This is a genomic window from Streptomyces sp. NPDC003016 (assembly GCF_053591455.1).
This window is the reverse complement of record NZ_JBSFTV010000025.1, coordinates 40,078-58,897: the sequence shown is the minus strand read 5'-3', so window position 1 is coordinate 58,897 and position 18,820 is coordinate 40,078. Positions and strand designations below refer to the sequence as shown.

Below are 18,820 nucleotides of genomic sequence, written 5' to 3'. Positions count from 1 at the left end.
CTATGACTCGGGCCGCTCGTAGTGGGAGCATGCACGTCATGCACTCCTGGGATTCGCTGACGATCGCCGAACAGACACTCATGCGTCGTGCCATCTCGGGGTACTCCCTGGCCGGGTTGGTCCAGAACTACGGCGTGGCACTGCGCTGGGCCGGTGCTGCACAGGCTCCGCCCCTGCGCAGCTTCACCGAGGACGAGCAACGCGCCCTGGTCCCGCAGCTCGCTGGCCTGGCCCTCGACCTCGCCGAACGCGGGCTGCTGACCGTCCACGAGGGGGAGAGCCACGGAGGTGTCGCCCCTGTCCTGGTGACAGGGCCCGAACTCCACGAGGTCCTCACCGATCCGACGAACTGGCTGTGGACTGCCCGCCCCCGCCGCCGCTTCAGCCTCGCCGCCCCGCAGTCCGTGCGCGAGCACTGGTTCGACGGCGCGCATCCGACTGCCGACACCAGCGCGCTTCCCACCTGGGACGAGCTGAGCGTTGAGGAACGCGAAGTCCTGGTCTGCGCGGCCGAGGCGAGCGGCATGCTCACGGGGGCGTTCGGCATCTGGGAGGATCCGCCGGACGACCTGGACAACGCCGAGCGCCTTGCCTGGGTGGACCGGCAACTCGCCCCGCTGCACCCCTTCGTCCGCAAAGGCTGGATCGAGGTCCAGCACTGCCCCGACGAACGCAGCGATGCCTTCACAGTGATCCCCCTCGACGGACTCCGCACTGCCCTCACGGATGCCGCCATCCGCTACGAAGGCGATCAATGGGGCATTGGCGTCGGCTGTATTTTCACCTACGCGGGACTGGCCGTCTGGCGCGGTGGGTGGAGCAGCGAATGGGGACGCCGCCTCAACTTCGACTGATCCCTCCCCGCCGACGCACCGCAGTCAGCGTCGTCCACCCTTGTCCCACGACACCCAGTCACGGCGCCCCGGCAGGAGCCGGCGGCGCGACACGCCCGGACACTCCTGGGCACGCCCGGACACTCCTGGGCACGCCCGGACACTCCTGGGCGCCGAGACTGTTACCCACTACTTTTAGCAACTCGCCTATGAGCGGCCCCGTCGGTCCGTGAACTGGGTAGTTCGGATAAGCCTGCATCCGTTGCCCCGTGCTCCAGCTCGATCCGCAGCAGCGGCCCCGCCTCATCGAGATCATCCGCAATCTCCGTGAGCGCATCACCGAGCCCGTGCCAACGGCTGGCTCGGCGAGGCCGAAGGACTCCAGGTCAGCCTCAACACCGCCATGGCCAAGCTCACCAGTCTCAACCGGGCTTCCACTGACGGCCGTCCTCAGCTCGTCGATCTTGGAATGCAGCTCTTCACGAATCTTCCGTCCCAAGTACCGAAGCCATTCGATGACAAGGAGCCTTCATGACCACCCCTCACCACAGGAGGGCGGGGTCCCTTCAACCAAGGCCCATCGGGTACGGCCGCCCCCACCCGTGCAGGGCTCACCGGTTCGCCAGCATTCCCGGGCGCTCCGAAACGCGCCAAGTAGTGCCACACCTTCTTGACCGCCTGGGGGTCATAACGGCCGTCACGTGCCGCATCTCCGACGATGCGAGGATCGAGCATGCCGCCGACGGCGATCTGCATGCCCAAGTCGACGTGCTCCTGACCGCGATAGTCAGGGTGAAGGCAGAGTTCATCGATCCCCAGGCGGAATCCTGGGTGCCACTCCACGGGGCAGCCAAGACGCAGCGCCGCAGCTTCGACGGCTGTGCCTCTATAGCACGAATCCAAGACCAGGGCCTCCACGTGACGGTTCAGGCGGACTGGTCCATGTACTTGGGCCTCGATGTAGTCATCAAGGTCGTCTTGGCTGTCGGCCAGGGCAAGATCGATGAGTCTCATGCGGGTGGCGACACCGAAATCCGAGGGTTCGAAGAAGCTGTCCGGATAACAGAACGTGGTCCGCGCCGTTGTCCGAACAGTCAGCCGGAAGTGAGCGGAACCGAACCGTGGCGCCCCGCCGGCCAGCTTGCGGCGGAAGTTCAACGCCCCGTAGACGGGCCGCTCGTGAGCAGGTGCTTCGTCGTACGCTCCGTGGAAGATTCGGCTCTCCCAGATCCACCTGTCTCCGCCGGGATGTGCGGTCAGCCCACCGTTGCTGGTCCCCGTGACGAACTGCGATCGGTAGAAGCCATCGTCAACCAGAGCGTCCAGGATCGGCTTGCCGTGTAGGAGACGGTCGGGGTGGAAGTTCAGAGTCACTCGCAGCGTTGGGTCCATCGGCGGGCCCGACGCCAGCGCCGCGATGTGACGAAGGGTCCGTTCCTGGGGGGTCTGGGAGGCTTCCGAGCTCATCCGCGCAGTGTCCCCCAATCCGATCAACCAGTGCATGCGGATTCCACTGCGGCCGACTCGCACCACTGATCGTCAAGGCGCTCCCGTAGTCCGGAAAAGGGCCTGCGGTTTGGTCCAAATCATCGGCCAACGCATCCGTGACCTGGGCCGGGACACCACGATCGAGCACATGCACGCTCATCTCTCTCCCCCCCGCGCGCTGAAGACGGCCGCATCATGATCGAGTTCTTGGCCTGGAAGAAGCCGTGGTCAACAAGTTGGTACGGGGCCACCAACAGAGCCGTCACCATATGTGCTGCCCGCGGTGAGCCCCTCGATGAACGAGCGGAAGTCACCAGCCAGGACGGGCTCCGAGTCGAGGTCGGTCTCGAACCATGTGACCGAGGGCTCGCCATCTCGCCCGCAGGTTCGGTAGTCGAGCCCAATCCAGCAGTGCCCATCGCCGGAGAGCAGCACCAGTGGTGCTGGCATACCCCACTCCTCGACCAAGTACGGGGAGTCGAGCAACGAGTTCATCCCGGCGCGTCGCCCGATGCCCATCAGGTTGTCGAGGGGAACGTGGTCTTCGCTCCACGAGGTCGGCCGACTGGTGGGGAACGCATCGTGATCAGCAGCCACGCTGCCGCCGTTTTGAACCCGCAGAAGATCAAGCAGGGCCGAGGGCAGCGTCACGCCGAGCAGGCGCTCGGTTTCTCGCACCATCTCGTCCGTCAGAGGCTGCTGGACGCCGTAATCACCGTCACCCCAGAACGTCGCCATGACCTCATCGAATCGCGCCATGGCACGCAGCCTACGGTTCCGCCGCACTGGCCTCAGCTGCAAGATCATTTCTTAGTCCGGAAAAAGGGTGTGGCAGTTGCTGAGGCAGTCGCCCGCCGCGTCTGGAACGCCTGGGGCGGCGCGTACGGTGTCGAGGTCGAGCATCACCACACCGACCGTCCGGTCCTGCCCGCCTCCATCCTGGCCTGACCCGTCCGCAGGCGGAGCCCGGCGACGACGGCCGTCACAGGACCCCTCTCGGCCACCACATAGCCCACAGGGGGGCGGCCTCAGATTCCAGGGCTTGCACGCACGCCAGTGCGGTGCCGCTGGCCCGGGTCAGCGAACCCGCTGCTCGTTCCCGTCAGTCCGGAGTTTCACCGGCTCAGGCGGGTGCGGGGTCCCCATGAGAATTCGAGGTCGTCCAGCAGGACCTCCTCCAGCGACTTGTCCCACCGGCTGCGCAGGAGGAACGGGGTGCTCTCCATCCGCTCGCAGATGATCAGGCTCTCGGGCTGACCGACCAGCATGTAGCGGCCGAACTCGGCCGGCCTACTGTCCGGCCCGTACGCGCGCACCAGCTTCTCCAGTCGCACGCGGTGCTGTTCGGCGAACGCCACCAGGCGCTCCACGTACCCGGTCCGTTCGTCCTCGCTTACCGCGCTGAGGGCCACGGTCAGGATCTCCTCCGACGCCTCGGGGACGAGGAAGTTGTCCGGATCGGTCACGGCCCACGTGCACCGCTGCGCCGCCGCCAGGACCTCCTTCGCATCCAGCTCCGGGGCCGGCTCTCCACGGGGCCTCCTTCGGGGCGGGGCTGCGCCGGTTGCTGGAGATGGGCGAGCAGCAGGGCGCTGGAGGCCGTCACGGATGCGGGGGCAAGAACACGCAGGAGAGACACCCCGTCGGCATCAAGAGCCCGTCTATCCCCGCACCGACTGCACCCACCGGCCAAGGTCCTCGCCCTGGTGCAGGACGTCGCCGGGGATCAGCAGGCAGCTCTCCTCCGGCCTCCAGGCAGAGCCGGACGAGGTGCAAGGCCCGCTGCCAGGCCACCGGCCAACTGGGGCACCAGGAGGGGGCGACGTCCTCCAACTGTTCGCGCCGCTCGTCCGACAGCGCCCCGGCCGGCGATTCCACCGGCAGGCCCTGGGCACGCCGCTGCTCGATCTCCTGCGCCGTGCGGGCGGACACCGGCGCAGACGGAGCCGGGCACTGCGCCGACGTTCCGGGCGAAGCTGGAGCTGGACAGCTTCCACGTCCAACGGAAGGTGGGCAACGGGACGACCGGGGGCAAGGACGAGATTTACTGGACTGTCACCTCCGTCAGCGACAAGGCTCAGGGCCCGCTCTTCAGGTCGCAGGAGTTCGGGTCGGTAGAGGAGAGGGACATCCGCTCCTTCGATTCGTCGAAGCGGGAACGGGTAGTTTTTCGCGACCCCGCCCAGCACCTCTGCGTCGGGAATCCGAAGGGCATCCCGAAGCCGGTGCTCAGCGACCTTCTGGCCACCGCGCTACAGCAGACGAGGACCCCGCTCGGGCGCCTCGCCATCGTCCTGGCTGCCGTCCACGCCGTGCCCCGCCACGGACTCCGCACCGTCTTGACCCGCGACCTGGACCTCGCGCGCAGCACACTCGTCATCCACCGCGGCCTCCTGCGGCACACCCTCTATCTGGAGGAACTCACCCATCGGATCACCGCCGAGTGGCTGGACTACCGCCACCGTCGCTGGCCCGCCTCGACCAACCCCCACTTGCTGATCAGCCAGCGCTCAGCACTCGACCCCGACCATCCCCCCATCGGCAAGACCCTGCTTCGCAGCGACGTACCCCACGGGCTGGCCCTGGTCGGCCTGCGCCAGGACCGCATTCTCAACGAGGCACTCGAGACCGCCGACCCGCTGAGGTTGATGCGCCTGTTCGGCATCAAGGAGGCGGCCGCCATGCCCTACGCCACCGTCGCCCATCCCGAGCGCACGGCCAGACTGCCCAGGTAGCCGACGCGCCGGTCAGTCGGCGGCGACGGTCGCGGGTGCGGCGGTGCCGGAATCGCGAATGCCCATCCGCAGATGTTCCACGTGGTAGAGGGCCTGGTCGAGAAGTTCGGCGACGTGGTTGTCGTAGAGGGCATAGATGATCGAGCGGCCGTGGCGTTCGCCGGTGACCAGTCCGAGGTTGCGCAGCAGGCGGAGCTGGTGGGAGCAGGCGGAGGCTTCCATGCCGACGGCTTCGGCCAGGTCGCTGACCGAGCAGGGTCCTTCCTGGAGCCGGGCCAGGATGTGCAGCCGTGAGGGTGTGGCGAGGGCCTGGAGGGTGGCGGCGACGTCGGCGGTGCCGACGGCGTCCAGGCGCTCGCGGGTGGTGGCGCTGCTGGCGGTATCGGTTCCGTGGCCCATGGGGACATCATACCGATGAAGCATGAAGACCTGTTCATGTATTCCTGTATGGTGAAGATGTTGCCGCATCCGCCCGTGAAGGGTTGTTTTGTCATGCCTTCTGTTCTTGACCAGCGGCCCGCTCCGGCCACCGCCGGGCCACGTCCGGCGCTGCCGAAGCGGCGCACTCGGGTGCTGGCGCTGCCGGAGTCCCGGTGGGCGCTGGCCGCGCTGGTGTTCTTCCTGCTCGCCCTACCGCTGCATCTCCTCGGTGCCCCGGTCTGGCTCTGGGCGCCGCTGTATGCCGCCGTCTACACCACCGGCGGCTGGGAGCCGGGATGGGAGGGTCTGAAAGCCCTGAAGGACAAGACCTTGGACGTGGATCTGCTGATGGTCGTCGCGGCGCTCGGCGCCGCCGCCATCGGCCAGGTTCTCGACGGGGCTCTGCTGATCGTCATCTTCGCGACCTCCGGCGCGCTGGAGGCCGTCGCGACCGCCCGGACGGCGGACTCCGTGCGCGGTCTGCTCGATCTCGCACCGACCACCGCGACCCGGCTCCTGCCCGGTGGCGGGGAGGAGAGCGTCCCCACCGACGCCCTCACGGTCGGCGACACCATCCTGGTGCGCCCCGGCGAGCGGGTCGGCGCCGACGGCCAGGTCCTCGACGGCGCCAGCGACGTCGACCAGGCGACCATCACCGGCGAGCCGCTCCCGGTGGCCAAGCAGCCCGGGGACGAGGTGTTCGCCGGCACTGTCAACGGCACCGGCGCCCTGCGGGTGCGTGTCGAGCGGGATCCGGCGGACTCGGTGATCGCGCGGATCGTGAAGATGGTCGAGGAAGCCTCCGAGACCAAGGCACCCACCCAGCTGTTCATCGAGAAGGTCGAGCAGAGGTACTCGATCGGCATGGTCATCACCACGCTGGCTGTCTTCGCGATCCCGCTCGCTTTCGGCTCCGCGCTCCAGCCGGCCCTGCTCCGCGCGATGACGTTCATGATCGTCGCCTCGCCGTGCGCGGTGGTGCTCTCCACCATGCCGCCGCTGCTCTCGGCCATCGCCAACGCCGGCCGCCACGGCGTCCTGGCGAAGTCCGCCGTCGTGATGGAATGCCTCGGCCAGGTCGACGCCGTGGCCTTGGACAAGACCGGCACCCTGACCGAGGGAACCCCGCACGTCACCGACATCCGCCCGCACCCCGACTCCGGCCTGGACGAAGGCGGGCTGCTGGCGCTGGCGGCGGCCGCTGAGCACCCCAGCGAGCACCCACTGGCCCGCGCCGTCGTCCGGGCCGCCCGCGAGCGCGGACTCCCACTCGCCGAGACGGCCGGCTTCACCTCCACCCCCGGCGCGGGCGTCACCGCCACGATCGACGGTCGCACCATCCAGGTCGGCTCCCCGGTCCGTCTCACCGCCACCAGCGACCCGCAGACCGCCAGCACGGTGCAGGAGCTCGAAGACCAGGGCCGCACCGCGGTCCTCGTCCTGCTCGACGGCGCACCGGCCGGAGTGCTGGGCATCGCCGACCGGCTCCGCCCCGACGCGAAGAGCACGGTGGCCACCCTCACCGCCCTCACCGGCCGGGCCCCGGTATTGCTGACCGGCGACAACGAGCGTGCCGCGCGCCACCTGGCCGCCGAGGTCGGCATCACCGACGTCCGCGCCGGGCTGCTGCCGCAGGACAAGGTGGCCGCTGTCCAGGAATGGGAGGCCGAGGGCCGGCGGGTGCTGGTGGTCGGCGACGGCGTCAACGACGCCCCCGCCCTGGCCGCCGCCCACACCGGCATCGCGATGGGCAAGGCCGGCTCCGACCTCGCCCTGGAGACGGCCGACGCCGTCGTCGTCCGCGACGAACTCGCCACCATCCCCGCGATCGTGGACCTGTCCCGCCGGGCCCGCCGCCTGGTCGTGCAGAACCTCGTCATCGCCGGGATCTTCATCACCGCGCTCGTGGCCTGGGACCTGATCGGCACCCTCCCGCTCCCGCTCGGCGTCGCCGGCCACGAAGGCTCCACCGTCATCGTCGGCCTCAACGGCCTGCGCCTGCTGCGCGAGCGGGCCTGGACGAACTCCCTTGGCAAGGACACCGCGTGAGCAGGCGTGCCCGCCGAAGGCTGGTCGGATGAACGACGGTGACGAGCAGCTGCTGCGTGGCCGGGTGTACGGCCGCGACCACGACGACCCCGGCCCGCTTCCGCACCAGGCGTACGCCGCACTTGTCGGCGGGCCACTGGACGGACTGCTGCTCGGCATCGCGGGCTGGCGGCACGAGGAGATCGACGACGACGTCGCCCTGACCACCGAGCTGGGGCGGTGGCCCCGCGGCCGGGCGCTGTACGACCCGCTCCCCGGCGAGCCGCGCCCGCCGGGCGGCCCGGGTGTGGTGTGCCGCTTCCACTACTCCGGCGACACACCCTGACGTCCGCTGCCTACGGCTTGCCTTCGGTCAGCTGGCTCGCGGTGTTCTCGATCCACAGCAGCGTCCACTCGACGCCGGCCCGCCACCCCGGCTCCGCGCCGTCGTAGCGGCCTTCGGCGTCGGCGCGGATGTTCGCGGCCAGGGCGCGCAGGTCTTTGTGCAGTCCCTGCCGCTTGGCCGTGTCCATGGCCCGGATCATTTCGTCGGTGATGTCACCGGGGCGCAGTGCGCTCATCGCCCTACCTTGGACGACGCCCCCCGCTGATGGCCATATCTCCAGTGCGCTGGCCTGTGACGTGTGGTGGCGATAGCGTCCTGCCTCATGACCACCACCGACACGATCGCGGCCCTGGCGCTGGCCGTCGCGGTCGTCGCTGCTGTTGCCGCCATCGGTTCCTGGAGGGCGGCGCGCAACGCCAACGGGGCCGCGCAGACCTTGTCCCGGATCGAGCAGCAGCGCCTGCACGCCGATCTCACCCCGCACTTCCGCTGCACGATCATCGCCAACGAGGCCCGCTCCACCGCCATGCTGTGGGTCCACCTCGAAGGCCCGCCCGGCCTGCTGTCCCACGGCCCCATCGAGATCACCACCTCCCTGCGCAACGACAACCCGCACCGCGGTGATGGACCTCACCTCGCAGGCACCCCGACTCCCGAAGAGGTCCGCGCCCACATCTGGGGGCCATGGAAGTTCAGCGCGGACGGCCGCGACGACACCGGCCGCACGGTCGCCCCGCAGCAGCTGGCGATCGGCGAGTGGACGCGCTACGGCCTCACCCCCACCACCCCGCCCTTGTGGCCGGCGAGCAACGCGGACGACTGGCGCCGCGACTACGCGAACGAGCCGGTACGCCTGAGCATCACCGCCAGGTCCAAGGGCAGCGAGTGGACCGTGCCGCTGGAAGTCCCGGTCACCATCGAGGCCGCTTCCTGAGCACGGCAGGTCAGGAGTCGGTGATGTGGTCGAAGCCGCTCATCATCGGCGTCAGCTCCTGAGCTTGTCATTTATCCAGTCGGCGGGGCTTGGTGCCCTTCTTGTGATGGGCGGGTCTGGTGTACGCCTCGCCGGTTGCGAGGACCCGTCCCACGTCGTGACGGGTTGCCGAACGGCTGTTTCTTGAACCGAGTGGGCGGCCGGGGCCAGGTCGGGAGGGTTTGGGCGCACGCGCTGGCGTCGGGGTCTGAGCGTAGAGGTTTCTGAACCCGGTTCAGGCGGGGGTCGTGGTCACCCGCGCAGTGTGCCGCCCGGCCTCGGCGGTCCGGGCCGGTTCACCGGCGGTAGCAGTAGCTTAACCACTCTGTTCTGGTGAGCTGAAACAACCAGCCTGGCCCTGCTGGCCAGGGAACTATCACCGCTGATAGCGGCCTGGCCCTACCCGCAGGGCCGGACCTGGGAGACTAGGGATCATGACCGACCGTCGACCGCTCTCGCTGCCCGCCTTCTCCGAGCCCGCTTCCGACGCTTCCGTACCCGCCCAGGCGGGTGGGCGCCGGCTGATGCCGGTCGAGCAGGGCGCCGACTTCCGCCAGCCACCCGGCGAGACCGAGCCCGCACCCGCCCCGGCCCGACGTCCGCTCGCCCCCGGCGGCCTCACCTTCTCAGACCCGGACCGCCATATCTGAGCGCTACCACCACGGGTTGCGCCACGTCCAGGACCAGCTCACCACCTAGCCCCACCGCCCGGTGTGCCAGCGCCTCCACCTGGACAGTGGTCGTAGCCGGCCCGGCTCCCGCCTCGGATACCGTGTTCCTCTACGGGGTGCCACAACGGATGTGACGCCCCCCACCGGAGGTAGTCAGCGTATGAGTTCAAAGCGCAGCAAGAATCCAGCCCTGCCCGTACTTGACGACGCATTCCGACTCGAGTCGGTCAAGAACGCAGAAGAGTCCACCCGTGACTTGGCCGCGCGGCTGGCCACCACCGAGCTGCGCCGCGTTTCCCACCCGGGCCGGGTCACCTGGGAGCCCACCGATCAGGCCGAGCCCGTACCGGTCCCGCCGACTGTGGTCGACGGTGAGGGGGACCTTTGGCTGCGGGACCGGGGCACCGGCACCTGGACCATGCCCGAGTTCAACCCGAAGGAGTTCCCGGCACGCTGTGGCGAGGTTCTGACGTGGAACCAGCTTGCCCGCGAGTTCGGCCCGCTGACCGCACTGGCCGACGACCGCCGCATCGGCGGCGGCCGGCGCTGACCGCGCAGCCTTCTGGGATGACCGCGCCCCTGAAGCGCCCGTTACGGGTAGCTGGGAGCTCCAGCTCACCGCCGAGCTCGACGAGGGCGGCGAGCAGGTGAGCGCAACGTTCAGCGCCTGCTCCACACCGAGCAGCGGCGCGCCCTGCGGTGCCTCTTCGCAGTCCGGCGCGTGCAGCGCCCCCGGCCCGGGCCCCGGGCCGGGGCCCGCCCCTCACGGGCCTTCGCCAGCACCCAGCCCGAAGGCCGACGCTCCCCCGAGGACCTCGCGGACTACCGACATGGACGCCGGCGGAAGGTGCTCGGTGGCGACCTGGTCGTAGTCGACGCCGTCGACCGGCCGCACGTGGTCGGGAGCCCGGACCCACACCCGGTACTCCGCCGCCTCCACGCTGCCGTCCTCGAGGTCCCGGTACGACGGCAGCCCCACGAGGTACACCCAGCCTTCTCGGTCTGCCGCCGCCTCCACAGCCGCGCTACGACCTCCTGCTCCGGGTGCCCGAGGACAGGGTCGGCGGGCAGCACGACCCGCACCGGCACCGGCTCGACTGCGTCGTCGGAAGGGGGCGTCACGGCCCTACCGTAAGCAGCCGCCGTGCCGCACCCTTCTAGGCTCTCGGTGTCAGGCAGACACGATCTGGAGGAGGGGGTAGGGCGTGGCGACGTACAGCGCTGACTACTTGAAGCGGCTGCTGGGCCGCTGTGAAGCGGTTCGAGGAAGTCTTCGGGCGTTGGATGGAGAGCCAGGAGGAGTCGGACCACGTCCAATCGCGCGGGCTGTTCCCCACGGTCTGGCCCAAGGACGGGCAGGACCAGGCGACGGTACGCAGGCTTGAGCTGGATGTGGCGGAGGCTGCGGGCGCCGCTGCCCGGGCGGTCACCGTTACGGGGGCGCAGATCGCCGTGGCAAGGGTCGGCGTCCTTGATCCGATCGAGAACTGGTCGCTGATGTCGGCCCCCAAGGCGCTCTTCACACCCCAGGAGGTCCGCACCACGGCGGCCAGGATCCGGGGTCGCTTGAGCACGATGATCAGCGAGGCGGAGGCAGCGGGGGAGTCAGCGACGCCGGGATTCGCACCCTCCGAACTCCATGAGGTCATCTGGACGGCGGCGGCCGCCCACTGGACGACCCACCAGTACCGGGTCGCGGTGCGCGAGGCGTCGGAGGCGCTGACCGTGCACTGGAAGGAGCGCCTGGGCCGCAATGACGTGACCGACACCTCGTTCTGGCAGCAGACCCTCTCCGCAGGGGAGCCGGATGCGGGCAAGCCCAAGCTCGCCTGGCCCGGACCGGCGGAAGACCAGACGGTCAAGAGCATGCGCGGAGGTTTGGCGCCGTTGGCCGGCGCTCTCAACAACCTCGCGACCGGACTGAACCTCACGGTCAGGAACGTCGCGACGCACACCCGCGACGAACTGACCGAACAAGAGGGCATGGAGCGGCTCGCCGCCTACAGCTACTTCGCACGTCTTCTCGACCAGTGCGAGATCCGGCGCAGCACAGAGGAGACCGAAGGCACGTGAATCGTCCTCACCCGTCGCCCCTTCCTAAGTGGTCTGCGTCGGAAGTCCTTCGGGGGTTGACTTCGAGGTTGGTCGTCGACGTACTCGCTGTCAGTCCTTGGCCCATGTCTCGCTGGTTCGGTGTTCGCTCGGGCTGATCCCGCGCACCTTCTTGAACGTGGCGCTGAGAGCGAAGGCGCTGGAGAAGCCGACCTTGCCGGCCACGGCGCCGACTGTCGCGCCGGGCTCGCGCAGCAGGTCGGCGGCGAGGGCGAGCCGGTGCTCGCGCAGGTAGGTCATCGGGGGCTGGCCGACCAGGGCGGTGAAGCGCCGGGCCAGCGCCGCGCGTGAGACACCTGTCCTGGCCGCCAGGGCCTCGACTGTCCACGGGTGGGCGGGGTCGGCGGTCAGCAGCCGAAGCGCCGATCCGACGAGGGGGTCGCCGTGTGCGCGGTACCAGGCGGGGACCTGGGCGCCGGGGCGGGTGAACCAGGAGCGCAGGGCGGTGATGAGCATCAGGTCCAGCATCCGGTCGAGCATGACCTGTCGGCCTGGCTCGGGGCGGGTGACGTCCTCGAACGCTTCTGGGCTGACCGGGCACGGCCCTTGCCCCGCCCGGACGACGGCGAGCGCGGGCAGCGCCGCCAGCAGCTGCCCGGGCACACCGCGGTCCACCGTGTACAAGCCGTTCAGCAGCACCGTGCTGCCGGCACCCTGGGTGGCGTGTGTGTCCTGTCCGTCCACGGTTGTGCAGCGGCCACCGGGACCGATCACCACACCCGGCTCGGTGTCCGGGCCGTCCGCGATCACGTACGGGGTGCCGCCGCTGAGTACCGCCACGTCCATCGGGTCGAGAAGCACCGGCTCATCGTCCTGGGGGACCACCCAGAGGGGACCCCGAAGCGACACGGCCAGTGCAAGCGGCGAGCCGTCCTCGAAGCGCACTGCCCAGGCGCCGGAGAGCGTTGATTGGTTGAAGACCGCCCCGACGGTCCGTACCCCGTTCAGCAGCTCTGTCAGCGGGTCCGCGCCGGTCGGAGTATGGGGGCCATGCTGGTCAGCGTAGACGAATGCGTATGGACGCGAGCGCGCTCGCCATGTCCGCCGATGACGGCGGCTGGTTCGCTGGAGGGCATGAACAACGAGACGATTCTGGTGACCGGCGCCACCGGCAAGACCGGTCGCCGCGTGCTGCGGCAGCTGCGGGAGAAGGATGTGCGGGTGCGGGCGGCGTCACGGTCCGGTGAGGTGCGCTTCGACTGGGCGGAGCCCGCCACCTGGGAGCCGGCGCTGCGGGACGCGACGGGGATGTACCTGGTCGCCCCGGATCTCGGCAGCCCGCAGGCGGCCGAGAACATCGCCGCCTTCACTTGGCAGGCCACGAGGGCCGGGGTGCGGCGCGCGGTGTTGGTCTCCTTCCCCGATACCGGCGGCCCCGGTCACGAGAGCGTGCTGGCGGCCGAGCGGGCACTGGGCGAGGCCGGCCTGGAGTGGACCGTGCTGCGGCTGCGCTGGTTCTTCCAGAACTTCAGCGAGGACTTCCTGCGCGATCCCGTGCTCAGCGGCGAGGTGCGGCTGCCGACCGGGGACGGCCAAGAGGCGTTCGTCGACGCTGAGGACATCGCCGCCGTCGCCGTCGCCTCCCTGACCGGTGCCGGACATGCCGGACAGGTGTACGAGCTGAGCGGCCCGCGGCTGATGTCCTTCGCCGACGCGGTCGCGGACATCGCCCGCACCACCGGCCGCGACATTCGCTACGTGCCGTTGACACCCGAGGCATATGCCGCCGAACAGCGCGCCCACGGCGTGCCCGAGGAGTGGGTGCAGTTGACCGTCGATCTGTACGCGCACGTGCGCTCCGGCGCTCTGGGCACGGTCACCGATGACGTGGAGAAGGTGCTTGGCCGTCGGCCCCGCGACTTCGCCGACTACGCCCGCACCGCCGCTGGAGAAGGAGCCTGGAACAACTGACGTGTCCTGCCTGAAGGTTTCACCTCATCGGTGAACGGGCGCGCGTACTCGGGGTTGCGCAGCAACTACAGCGCCTTGGGCGATGCCGCCCACGTTCAGGCAGGCACCGCACCAGCAGTCCTCCTTAACGACGGCTGCCCGCTGCCCAGTTGAGCGGGACGGGCGGTCCACTTCTCGTGAACGGCTCTCCCGCGTTGCCTCTCGCTTTCGCACGCCCGATCTTCCTGACCGCCTCCGAGCGTGAGCGGTTGAAGAAGATGGCCTACGGCCACAAGACAGAGCACCGGCTGGGGGTGCGCGCGCAGGTCGTCCTGCACGCGGCCCGGGGCCGTCCCAACGCGCGTATCGTCCGAGAAACGGGGCTGCACCTGGACACCGTCCGCACGTGGCGCGGCCGGTTCGCTGACCAGCGACTGCCCGGCCTGTCCGACCGCAAGCGCCCGGGGCGCCCCGCTTCCTTCACTCCACTGCAAAATGCCCAGGTCAAGGCTCTGGCGTGTCAGTTACCCGCCCGGAGCGGCACGCCGCTGTCCCGCTGGTCGGGCCCGGAGCTGGCCCGCGAGGTCGTCGCCCGCGCGATCGCGGAGACGATCTCCGTCTCCACCGTGCGGCGCTGGCTCAGCCAGGACGCGCTCAAGCCCTGGCAGTTCCAGTCCTGGATCTTCATCACTGACCCCGCCTTCCGGCCCAGGGCCAAGCGCGTGCTCGACCTTTACGCCCGCACCTTCGACGGCACCCCGCTCGGCACGGACGAGTACGTGATCAGCGCGGACGAGAAAACCTCCATCCAGGCCCGCTGCCGCTGCCATCCCACCCTCGCCCCCGGCCAGGCCCGCGCGATGCGCGTGAACCACACCTACGGCCGCGGCGGGGCCCTGGCCTACCTGGCGGCCTACGACGTCCATCAGGCGAGGGTCTTCGGGCGCTGTGAGCCGCGCACCGGCATCGACCCGTTCATGAACCTGGCCGCCAAGGTCATGGGCATCGAGCCCTACGCCCGCGCGAAACGCGTGTTCTGGGTCGTGGACAACGGCTCCTCCCACCGCGGCAAGAAGGCCGCCGACCGGCTGACCGCTGCCCACCCGAACGCGGTGATGGTCCACACCCCAGTGCACGCCTCCTGGCTGAACCAGGTGGAGATCTTCTTCTCCGTCGTGCAGCGCAAGGTCGTCTCGCCCAACGATTTCACCGACCTCGCAGAGGTCGCGGACCGGCTCCGAGCCTTCGAAGACCGCTACAACGCCACGGCACAGCCGTTCCAGTGGAGGTTCACCACCTCCGACCTGGACGATCTGCTGGCCAGACTCGACCAGCACATTGCCGACCGACACGAAGAATCCTCCGCCGCACCGGCCGGCTGATCAACCCCCGAAGGACTTACGACACAGACCACTTAGCTCCCTGAGATGTCTTGACACGTTCGCCGCAGCCGCCGATCAGACCGCGGACAAGGGAGTTTGTGATAAAGGAGCCCGCCCTCCTGCGGAAGGGCGACCGGCGAGGTGGTGCGCGCACCGGATGCACCCGGTGCGGACGGTGTGGCGCACCGCCTGGGAGTGGCGCGCACCCGATGCGCGCGGCGCGGTGTACGGTGCTCCGCGCCTGGACCGCGCGCTGAAGAAGGTCGCCAGGCAGGGAGGGGAAGTCGTCCTGATCGACGGCACCCTCATCCCCACCCAGCGCCGCACCGGGAAGGCCGACCGGCGGAACTACTCCGGCTGTGATGATGGTCGTGTCGCTTCGGCCGTGGCCTGACTCGTACTCTGGCTGGCTGCTTGTGCCTTGTGTTTGATCTGTCGGCCCGGCCGGAGCGACGCCTACCGGCATCGGGCCGGCGGAGCGTGTCCCGATAGGGGCCTTGGCCTGGAAGGCACCGTCACAGTCCTGACCGCTCCACCGACCGGCGCTGGCCATTGGTATCGCGTCGTCGAACAGGAGCACCGTGACTACCCTCAGCATGCCCGCTGCCTTCCGCACCGTCCAAGCCGTCGACGCGCCGCGCTCGGTGGTGCTCGGCGTCGACACGCATAAGGACGTGCATGTCGCTGCCGCCCTTGATCACTTGGGCGTACTGCTGGGCACCGAGGAGTTCCCGGCCACCGCGGCCGGCTACCGTTGCCTACTCGACTGGGCGAGCCAGTTCGGGACCGTGCTCCAGGCCGGGGCGGAGTGCACCGGCTCCTACGGCGCTGGCTTGGCCCGCTACCTTGCGACGCAGCGGCTGCCGGTGGTGGAGGTCAACCAGCCCGATCGATCCGCCCGGCGTCGCCGCGGCGAGACCGATGCCGTCGACGCTGAGTCTGCCGCCCGGGCCGCACTGTCGGGTACCGCGCGGGCGCTGCCGAAGAGCGGCGACGGGCAGGTGGAGGTGCTCCGCATGCTCCGGTTGGCGAAGAACTCCGCAGTCAAGGCCCGCACCCAGGCACTCAACCAGCTCAAGGCTGTGCTGGTCAACGCTCCATTCGCCCTCCGCGAGACACTGGAACCGCTGTCGACTGCGGTACTGGTCCGCCAATGCGCGGAGCTCGCTGACCCCTGCGACGGCAACCCGGCCGCCGGCACGGCAGTCTTCACGCTCCGGCTGCTCGCACAGCGCATTTTGCGGCTTCGGCAGGAAGTCACTGAGCTGGGGCGGCGAATGACCGCGGCAGTCCAGGCCAGTGCGCCCACCTTGCTGGAGAGGTGCGGTATCGGACCGGACAGCGCCGCGGCCTTGCTGATCACCGCTGGCGACAACCCTGAGCGACTGAGCAGCGAGGCCTCCTTCGCCGCGCTGTGCGGCGCAAGCCCTGTCGAGAAAGTCCTCTGGCAAGTCCCGGCGCCGTCGGCTCAACAGGGGCGGGGACCGGCAGGCCAACGCCGCGCTGCATCGCATCGTCGTCACCCGCATGCGCCAGGACGAACGCACCCGTGTCTATCTGGAGCGACGCACCGCTGAGGGGCGAGGCAGGCGCGAGATTATGCGCTGCCTGAAACGCTACGCGGCCCGCGAGGTCTACGCGCTGATACGTGCCGACATGGGCACGCGCCGCGAGCTGCCTGGCGAGCCATCAACCCTCAAGACCGCGACTTGACGAACATAGGCGCATCAAACACCACAGTCACGGCCTGCACTTCCTCGCCCTGACCGACGAGAGAGGCCGCCTGATCTGGATATCCGCCGCCCGGCCCGGCCGCACCCACGACAACACCGCCGCCCGCCACCACCACATCCTGGTCCACCTGCGTGCCACCGGCCTCGGGGCCCTGGCCGACCTCGGCTTCCGCGGTCTGGACAACGACGTCCGCGACCCCGTGGTCGTCACGGGCTTCCATGCCAGCCGCACCCACAAGCTGACCACCGGTCAGAAGAGTGTCAACCGAGTCCTCGCCATCGGACGCGCGCCAGTCGAGCACGGCTTCGCCCACCTGAAGAACTGGCGGATCCTCACCAAGCTCCGCACCGACCCCGCTCACGCCACCCAGCTCCTGCGCGCCCTGCTTGTCCTGACGAACCTCGAAGCCAATCGCTGACGGAGGTGGGGCCGCACCGTTTGAACGTGCAAAGTCACTCAGCGAGGGTGAGTGAACGAAGGTCAGCGTCCAGCATGCGGATCAACTCACCAACCCGTCCGCCGCCACCCGGCGCCCTCGGGAAGCGTTTGAGCACCTCAACGACGACCGCCGTCGCACGATGCAGCGTCTGCTCAAGGTGTTCGGCACCAACGCTCCGATCGTCGTCGGCGACGAGTTCGACCGCTCTGGCCGCATGAGCGCCGGCTCCGAGAATGTGCTTGACCTGGGTGGCCTTGGCCAGCGGATGCAGGTAGGCGGCGCCTGCCGCAGACATCGCTGCCCGAGCCGCCTCGCGCGCAGCCTCAGTGTCCGCGCTCTTGGTTGCCTTGAGTGCCGCCCACGCTCCGTCGCGCAGAGCCTTCCCTCGCTCACCACCTCGAGCGAACTCCCACGCGGCGCCGATAGCATCTCGAGGCCGCAAGTCGTCTGGCTGATCGCCCTCGAATACCTCGAGCACCACTTCCGCGCACGCTGCAGCGAACGCGGTGACCTCACGAAGATCTTGCTTACTCAGAGCGATCTCGCTCACTTCCCCTGTCATGACTCCATCGTCGACCATTGCGCTGGACAGCCAGGTGGCTGGGGCGGCTCCGGGCCGGCCCATGCCGACTGGCTCCCGCGCAGACCAGATCATGGAAGGCCACCCGGCCACAGCAAACTGGAACCGGTGAGCCGACCGCTCTGCCAGATGACCTACTCCGCAGGCTGTCGCCCCCGACCAGCGTGAGCACCCCGGAGGACTGTCACACCAGCCCTTCGACCTGCGACTTCAAGTTGGCGGAGGCTCAGTGCTACCCGAGCCGATTTCTGGTGGGTGCCGCCGAACTGCAGATCGTCTCCGTGCTCCGCGATCATGTCGAGCAGTTCTTCGCGCATGCCGTCGATCTGCTCACGGGATCGACGGCCCTGCTCCTCGATGGCCAGAGGAACGAGGAAGCACAGGAAGTCGGCAAGGCGGGTGCGAAATCGTAGTCCGGGCAGAAGAGGGCGTACTTCTTCGTCCGTATCCGCCGAGTCACGCACCCGGAGCACCCGGCCGAACACGCCGATCGCGTCACGCGGCACGCTCTGCCTCCCCTCCGCCTTCCTCGGCGACCTGGACGTCCAGGACCTCAAGCAGCTCGGCAAACCGGGAGTAGTCGACGGTGTCCGAGGTGCATGCGTTGTCGAGAATGGACGGATCGAGGTCCCGGATGTGTCGCTCGATCGTGGTGCGGCTCGGCACGCGGCTCCCGGGCACCTGGAGGGTGAGCTGAACGTCGTGCAGGGTCACCCGCACGGCCTTCACCTGGACGGTAACGGTGTGGTGGGTGATGTGATGCTTCCTTGAGAGGGGGGCGCCGTAGTCCGGCGCCCCTGGTCAGGCGGCGTGCGCCGGCTCGGGCCGCAGCACCGGGGTGAAGCGTGCGTACGGGGCGAAAGCGCTGGCGGTGACGCTGGTCTCGTAGATCGTGGTGCCGACGGGCGTGGACGCGCCGCAGGGCGGTGGGCGTCTGCAGCAGCATGGCGCGCAGAGTGATCCGGAGGCGCTGAGCTCGGCGCGGCACATGATCCGCGCGGCGGTGGGGGCCTGGGGTGCCCAGGAACGTGCGGACGAGATCGAGCTGGCCGCCGACGAGCTGATGACCAACGCGCTGATGCACACGGACGGCGGAGCCGTGGTCACCGCGCGGATCCCACCGAGACATCCATGAGCTGGGTTCCCAGAGATCGACTCATGAAGCGAGGCGGCGGAGTGAATCCTGCGA

General features: G+C 69.2%; 21 protein-coding genes and 4 pseudogenes. 15 read left to right on the top strand and 10 right to left on the bottom strand.

Features of this window, described 5'->3' with window-relative positions:
- The first annotated feature begins 38 nt into the window (after positions 1-38).
- On the top strand, positions 39-854 hold the full coding sequence (locus ACWDZ4_RS21770; protein ID WP_451510060.1) for a hypothetical protein: 816 nt from the start codon (positions 39-41) through the stop codon (positions 852-854).
- A 429-nt stretch (positions 855-1,283) separates the two neighbouring features.
- Here ACWDZ4_RS21770 and ACWDZ4_RS21765 read toward each other — a convergent pair whose 3' ends face one another.
- From ACWDZ4_RS21765 to ACWDZ4_RS21755, 3 genes are all read right to left on the bottom strand, one after another.
- Positions 1,284-2,336, bottom strand: coding sequence for a DUF3626 domain-containing protein (locus ACWDZ4_RS21765; RefSeq protein ID WP_451510059.1), 1,053 nt, complete (start codon positions 2,334-2,336; stop codon positions 1,284-1,286).
- Between the two features lie 213 nt (positions 2,337-2,549).
- Positions 2,550-3,080 carry an SMI1/KNR4 family protein gene (locus tag ACWDZ4_RS21760; RefSeq protein WP_451510058.1) on the bottom strand — a complete coding sequence of 177 codons (531 nt, stop codon included), beginning with the start codon at positions 3,078-3,080 and terminating at the stop codon, positions 2,550-2,552.
- Between the two features lie 356 nt (positions 3,081-3,436).
- Positions 3,437-3,787 carry a hypothetical protein gene (locus tag ACWDZ4_RS21755; RefSeq protein ID WP_451510057.1) on the bottom strand — a complete coding sequence of 117 codons (351 nt, stop codon included), beginning with the start codon at positions 3,785-3,787 and terminating at the stop codon, positions 3,437-3,439.
- A 543-nt stretch (positions 3,788-4,330) separates the two neighbouring features.
- Between ACWDZ4_RS21755 and ACWDZ4_RS21750 the strand changes: the two genes are divergently transcribed.
- Positions 4,331-5,056: a hypothetical protein gene (locus tag ACWDZ4_RS21750; RefSeq protein WP_451510056.1), complete on the top strand. Its 726-nt coding sequence runs from the start codon at positions 4,331-4,333 to the stop codon at positions 5,054-5,056.
- Positions 5,057-5,068: 12 nt separating this feature from the next.
- On the opposite strand, the gene ACWDZ4_RS21745 is transcribed toward ACWDZ4_RS21750, so the two are convergent.
- On the bottom strand, positions 5,069-5,455 hold the full coding sequence (locus ACWDZ4_RS21745; RefSeq protein ID WP_451510055.1) for an ArsR/SmtB family transcription factor: 387 nt from the start codon (positions 5,453-5,455) through the stop codon (positions 5,069-5,071).
- A 93-nt stretch (positions 5,456-5,548) separates the two neighbouring features.
- Between ACWDZ4_RS21745 and ACWDZ4_RS21740 the strand changes: the two genes are divergently transcribed.
- Together ACWDZ4_RS21740 and ACWDZ4_RS21735 are read left to right on the top strand one after the other, a co-directional pair.
- Entirely contained in the window at positions 5,549-7,525 is a 1,977-nt protein-coding gene (locus ACWDZ4_RS21740) for a heavy metal translocating P-type ATPase (RefSeq protein WP_451510054.1), read from the top strand.
- A gap of 28 nt (positions 7,526-7,553) precedes the next feature.
- Entirely contained in the window at positions 7,554-7,850 is a 297-nt protein-coding gene (locus tag ACWDZ4_RS21735) for a hypothetical protein (protein WP_451510053.1), read from the top strand.
- A gap of 10 nt (positions 7,851-7,860) precedes the next feature.
- Here ACWDZ4_RS21735 and ACWDZ4_RS21730 read toward each other — a convergent pair whose 3' ends face one another.
- Positions 7,861-8,085, bottom strand: coding sequence for a hypothetical protein (locus tag ACWDZ4_RS21730; RefSeq protein WP_451510052.1), 225 nt, complete (start codon positions 8,083-8,085; stop codon positions 7,861-7,863).
- 87 nt (positions 8,086-8,172) lie between these two features.
- On the opposite strand from ACWDZ4_RS21730, the gene ACWDZ4_RS21725 reads away from it, so the two are divergent.
- Entirely contained in the window at positions 8,173-8,784 is a 612-nt protein-coding gene (locus ACWDZ4_RS21725) for a hypothetical protein (RefSeq protein ID WP_451510051.1), read from the top strand.
- A gap of 67 nt (positions 8,785-8,851) precedes the next feature.
- Here ACWDZ4_RS21725 and ACWDZ4_RS21720 read toward each other — a convergent pair.
- Positions 8,852-9,055: pseudogene (locus ACWDZ4_RS21720) on the bottom strand (NF041680 family putative transposase); the annotation flags it as partial.
- Positions 9,056-9,257: 202 nt separating this feature from the next.
- Between ACWDZ4_RS21720 and ACWDZ4_RS21715 the strand changes: the two are divergent.
- Both ACWDZ4_RS21715 and ACWDZ4_RS21710 read left to right on the top strand, forming a co-directional pair.
- Positions 9,258-9,473, top strand: coding sequence for a hypothetical protein (locus tag ACWDZ4_RS21715; protein WP_451510050.1), 216 nt, complete (start codon positions 9,258-9,260; stop codon positions 9,471-9,473).
- Between the two features lie 181 nt (positions 9,474-9,654).
- A complete protein-coding gene (locus ACWDZ4_RS21710) occupies positions 9,655-10,044 on the top strand; it encodes a hypothetical protein (RefSeq protein ID WP_451510049.1) in 390 nt (129 codons plus the stop codon).
- Positions 10,045-10,146: 102 nt separating this feature from the next.
- Here ACWDZ4_RS21710 and ACWDZ4_RS21705 read toward each other — a convergent pair.
- Positions 10,147-10,583, bottom strand: a pseudogene (locus tag ACWDZ4_RS21705) (DUF6233 domain-containing protein); the annotation flags it as partial.
- Positions 10,584-10,745: 162 nt separating this feature from the next.
- Here ACWDZ4_RS21705 and ACWDZ4_RS21700 point away from each other — a divergent pair.
- Positions 10,746-11,567 carry a TIGR02391 family protein gene (locus ACWDZ4_RS21700; protein WP_451510048.1) on the top strand — a complete coding sequence of 274 codons (822 nt, stop codon included), beginning with the start codon at positions 10,746-10,748 and terminating at the stop codon, positions 11,565-11,567.
- 90 nt (positions 11,568-11,657) lie between these two features.
- On the opposite strand, the gene ACWDZ4_RS21695 is transcribed toward ACWDZ4_RS21700, so the two are convergent.
- Positions 11,658-12,566 carry an AraC family transcriptional regulator gene (locus tag ACWDZ4_RS21695; protein WP_451510118.1) on the bottom strand — a complete coding sequence of 303 codons (909 nt, stop codon included), beginning with the start codon at positions 12,564-12,566 and terminating at the stop codon, positions 11,658-11,660.
- A gap of 114 nt (positions 12,567-12,680) precedes the next feature.
- On the opposite strand from ACWDZ4_RS21695, the gene ACWDZ4_RS21690 reads away from it, so the two are divergent.
- The 5 genes and pseudogenes from ACWDZ4_RS21690 to ACWDZ4_RS21670 all read left to right on the top strand — a co-directional run bounded on the left by ACWDZ4_RS21690 (position 12,681) and on the right by ACWDZ4_RS21670 (position 17,030).
- Positions 12,681-13,517: an NAD(P)H-binding protein gene (locus tag ACWDZ4_RS21690; RefSeq protein ID WP_451510047.1), complete on the top strand. Its 837-nt coding sequence runs from the start codon at positions 12,681-12,683 to the stop codon at positions 13,515-13,517.
- Positions 13,518-13,711: 194 nt separating this feature from the next.
- Entirely contained in the window at positions 13,712-14,878 is a 1,167-nt protein-coding gene (locus ACWDZ4_RS21685; RefSeq protein ID WP_451510046.1) for an IS630 family transposase, read from the top strand.
- Between the two features lie 157 nt (positions 14,879-15,035).
- Positions 15,036-15,272: a hypothetical protein gene (locus tag ACWDZ4_RS21680; RefSeq protein WP_451510045.1), complete on the top strand. Its 237-nt coding sequence runs from the start codon at positions 15,036-15,038 to the stop codon at positions 15,270-15,272.
- A gap of 202 nt (positions 15,273-15,474) precedes the next feature.
- Positions 15,475-16,591, top strand: a pseudogene (locus ACWDZ4_RS21675) (IS110 family transposase).
- Positions 16,527-17,030: a transposase family protein gene (locus tag ACWDZ4_RS21670; protein WP_451510044.1), complete on the top strand. Its 504-nt coding sequence runs from the start codon at positions 16,527-16,529 to the stop codon at positions 17,028-17,030. The pseudogene ACWDZ4_RS21675 and the gene ACWDZ4_RS21670 overlap by 65 nt, the downstream one beginning before the upstream one ends.
- Positions 17,031-17,064: 34 nt before the next feature.
- On the opposite strand, the gene ACWDZ4_RS21665 is transcribed toward ACWDZ4_RS21670, so the two are convergent.
- Complete coding sequence (locus ACWDZ4_RS21665; protein WP_451510043.1) at positions 17,065-17,613, bottom strand: putative immunity protein; 549 nt, start codon at positions 17,611-17,613, stop codon at positions 17,065-17,067.
- 182 nt (positions 17,614-17,795) lie between these two features.
- On the opposite strand from ACWDZ4_RS21665, the gene ACWDZ4_RS21660 reads away from it, so the two are divergent.
- On the top strand, positions 17,796-18,044 hold the full coding sequence (locus ACWDZ4_RS21660) for a hypothetical protein (RefSeq protein WP_451510042.1): 249 nt from the start codon (positions 17,796-17,798) through the stop codon (positions 18,042-18,044).
- Between the two features lie 82 nt (positions 18,045-18,126).
- On the opposite strand, the gene ACWDZ4_RS21655 is transcribed toward ACWDZ4_RS21660, so the two are convergent.
- On the bottom strand, positions 18,127-18,351 hold the full coding sequence (locus tag ACWDZ4_RS21655) for a hypothetical protein (RefSeq protein ID WP_451510041.1): 225 nt from the start codon (positions 18,349-18,351) through the stop codon (positions 18,127-18,129).
- A 193-nt stretch (positions 18,352-18,544) separates the two neighbouring features.
- Between ACWDZ4_RS21655 and ACWDZ4_RS21650 the strand changes: the two are divergent.
- A pseudogene (locus tag ACWDZ4_RS21650) lies at positions 18,545-18,748 on the top strand (ATP-binding protein); the annotation flags it as partial.
- Positions 18,749-18,820: the final 72 nt, after the last annotated feature.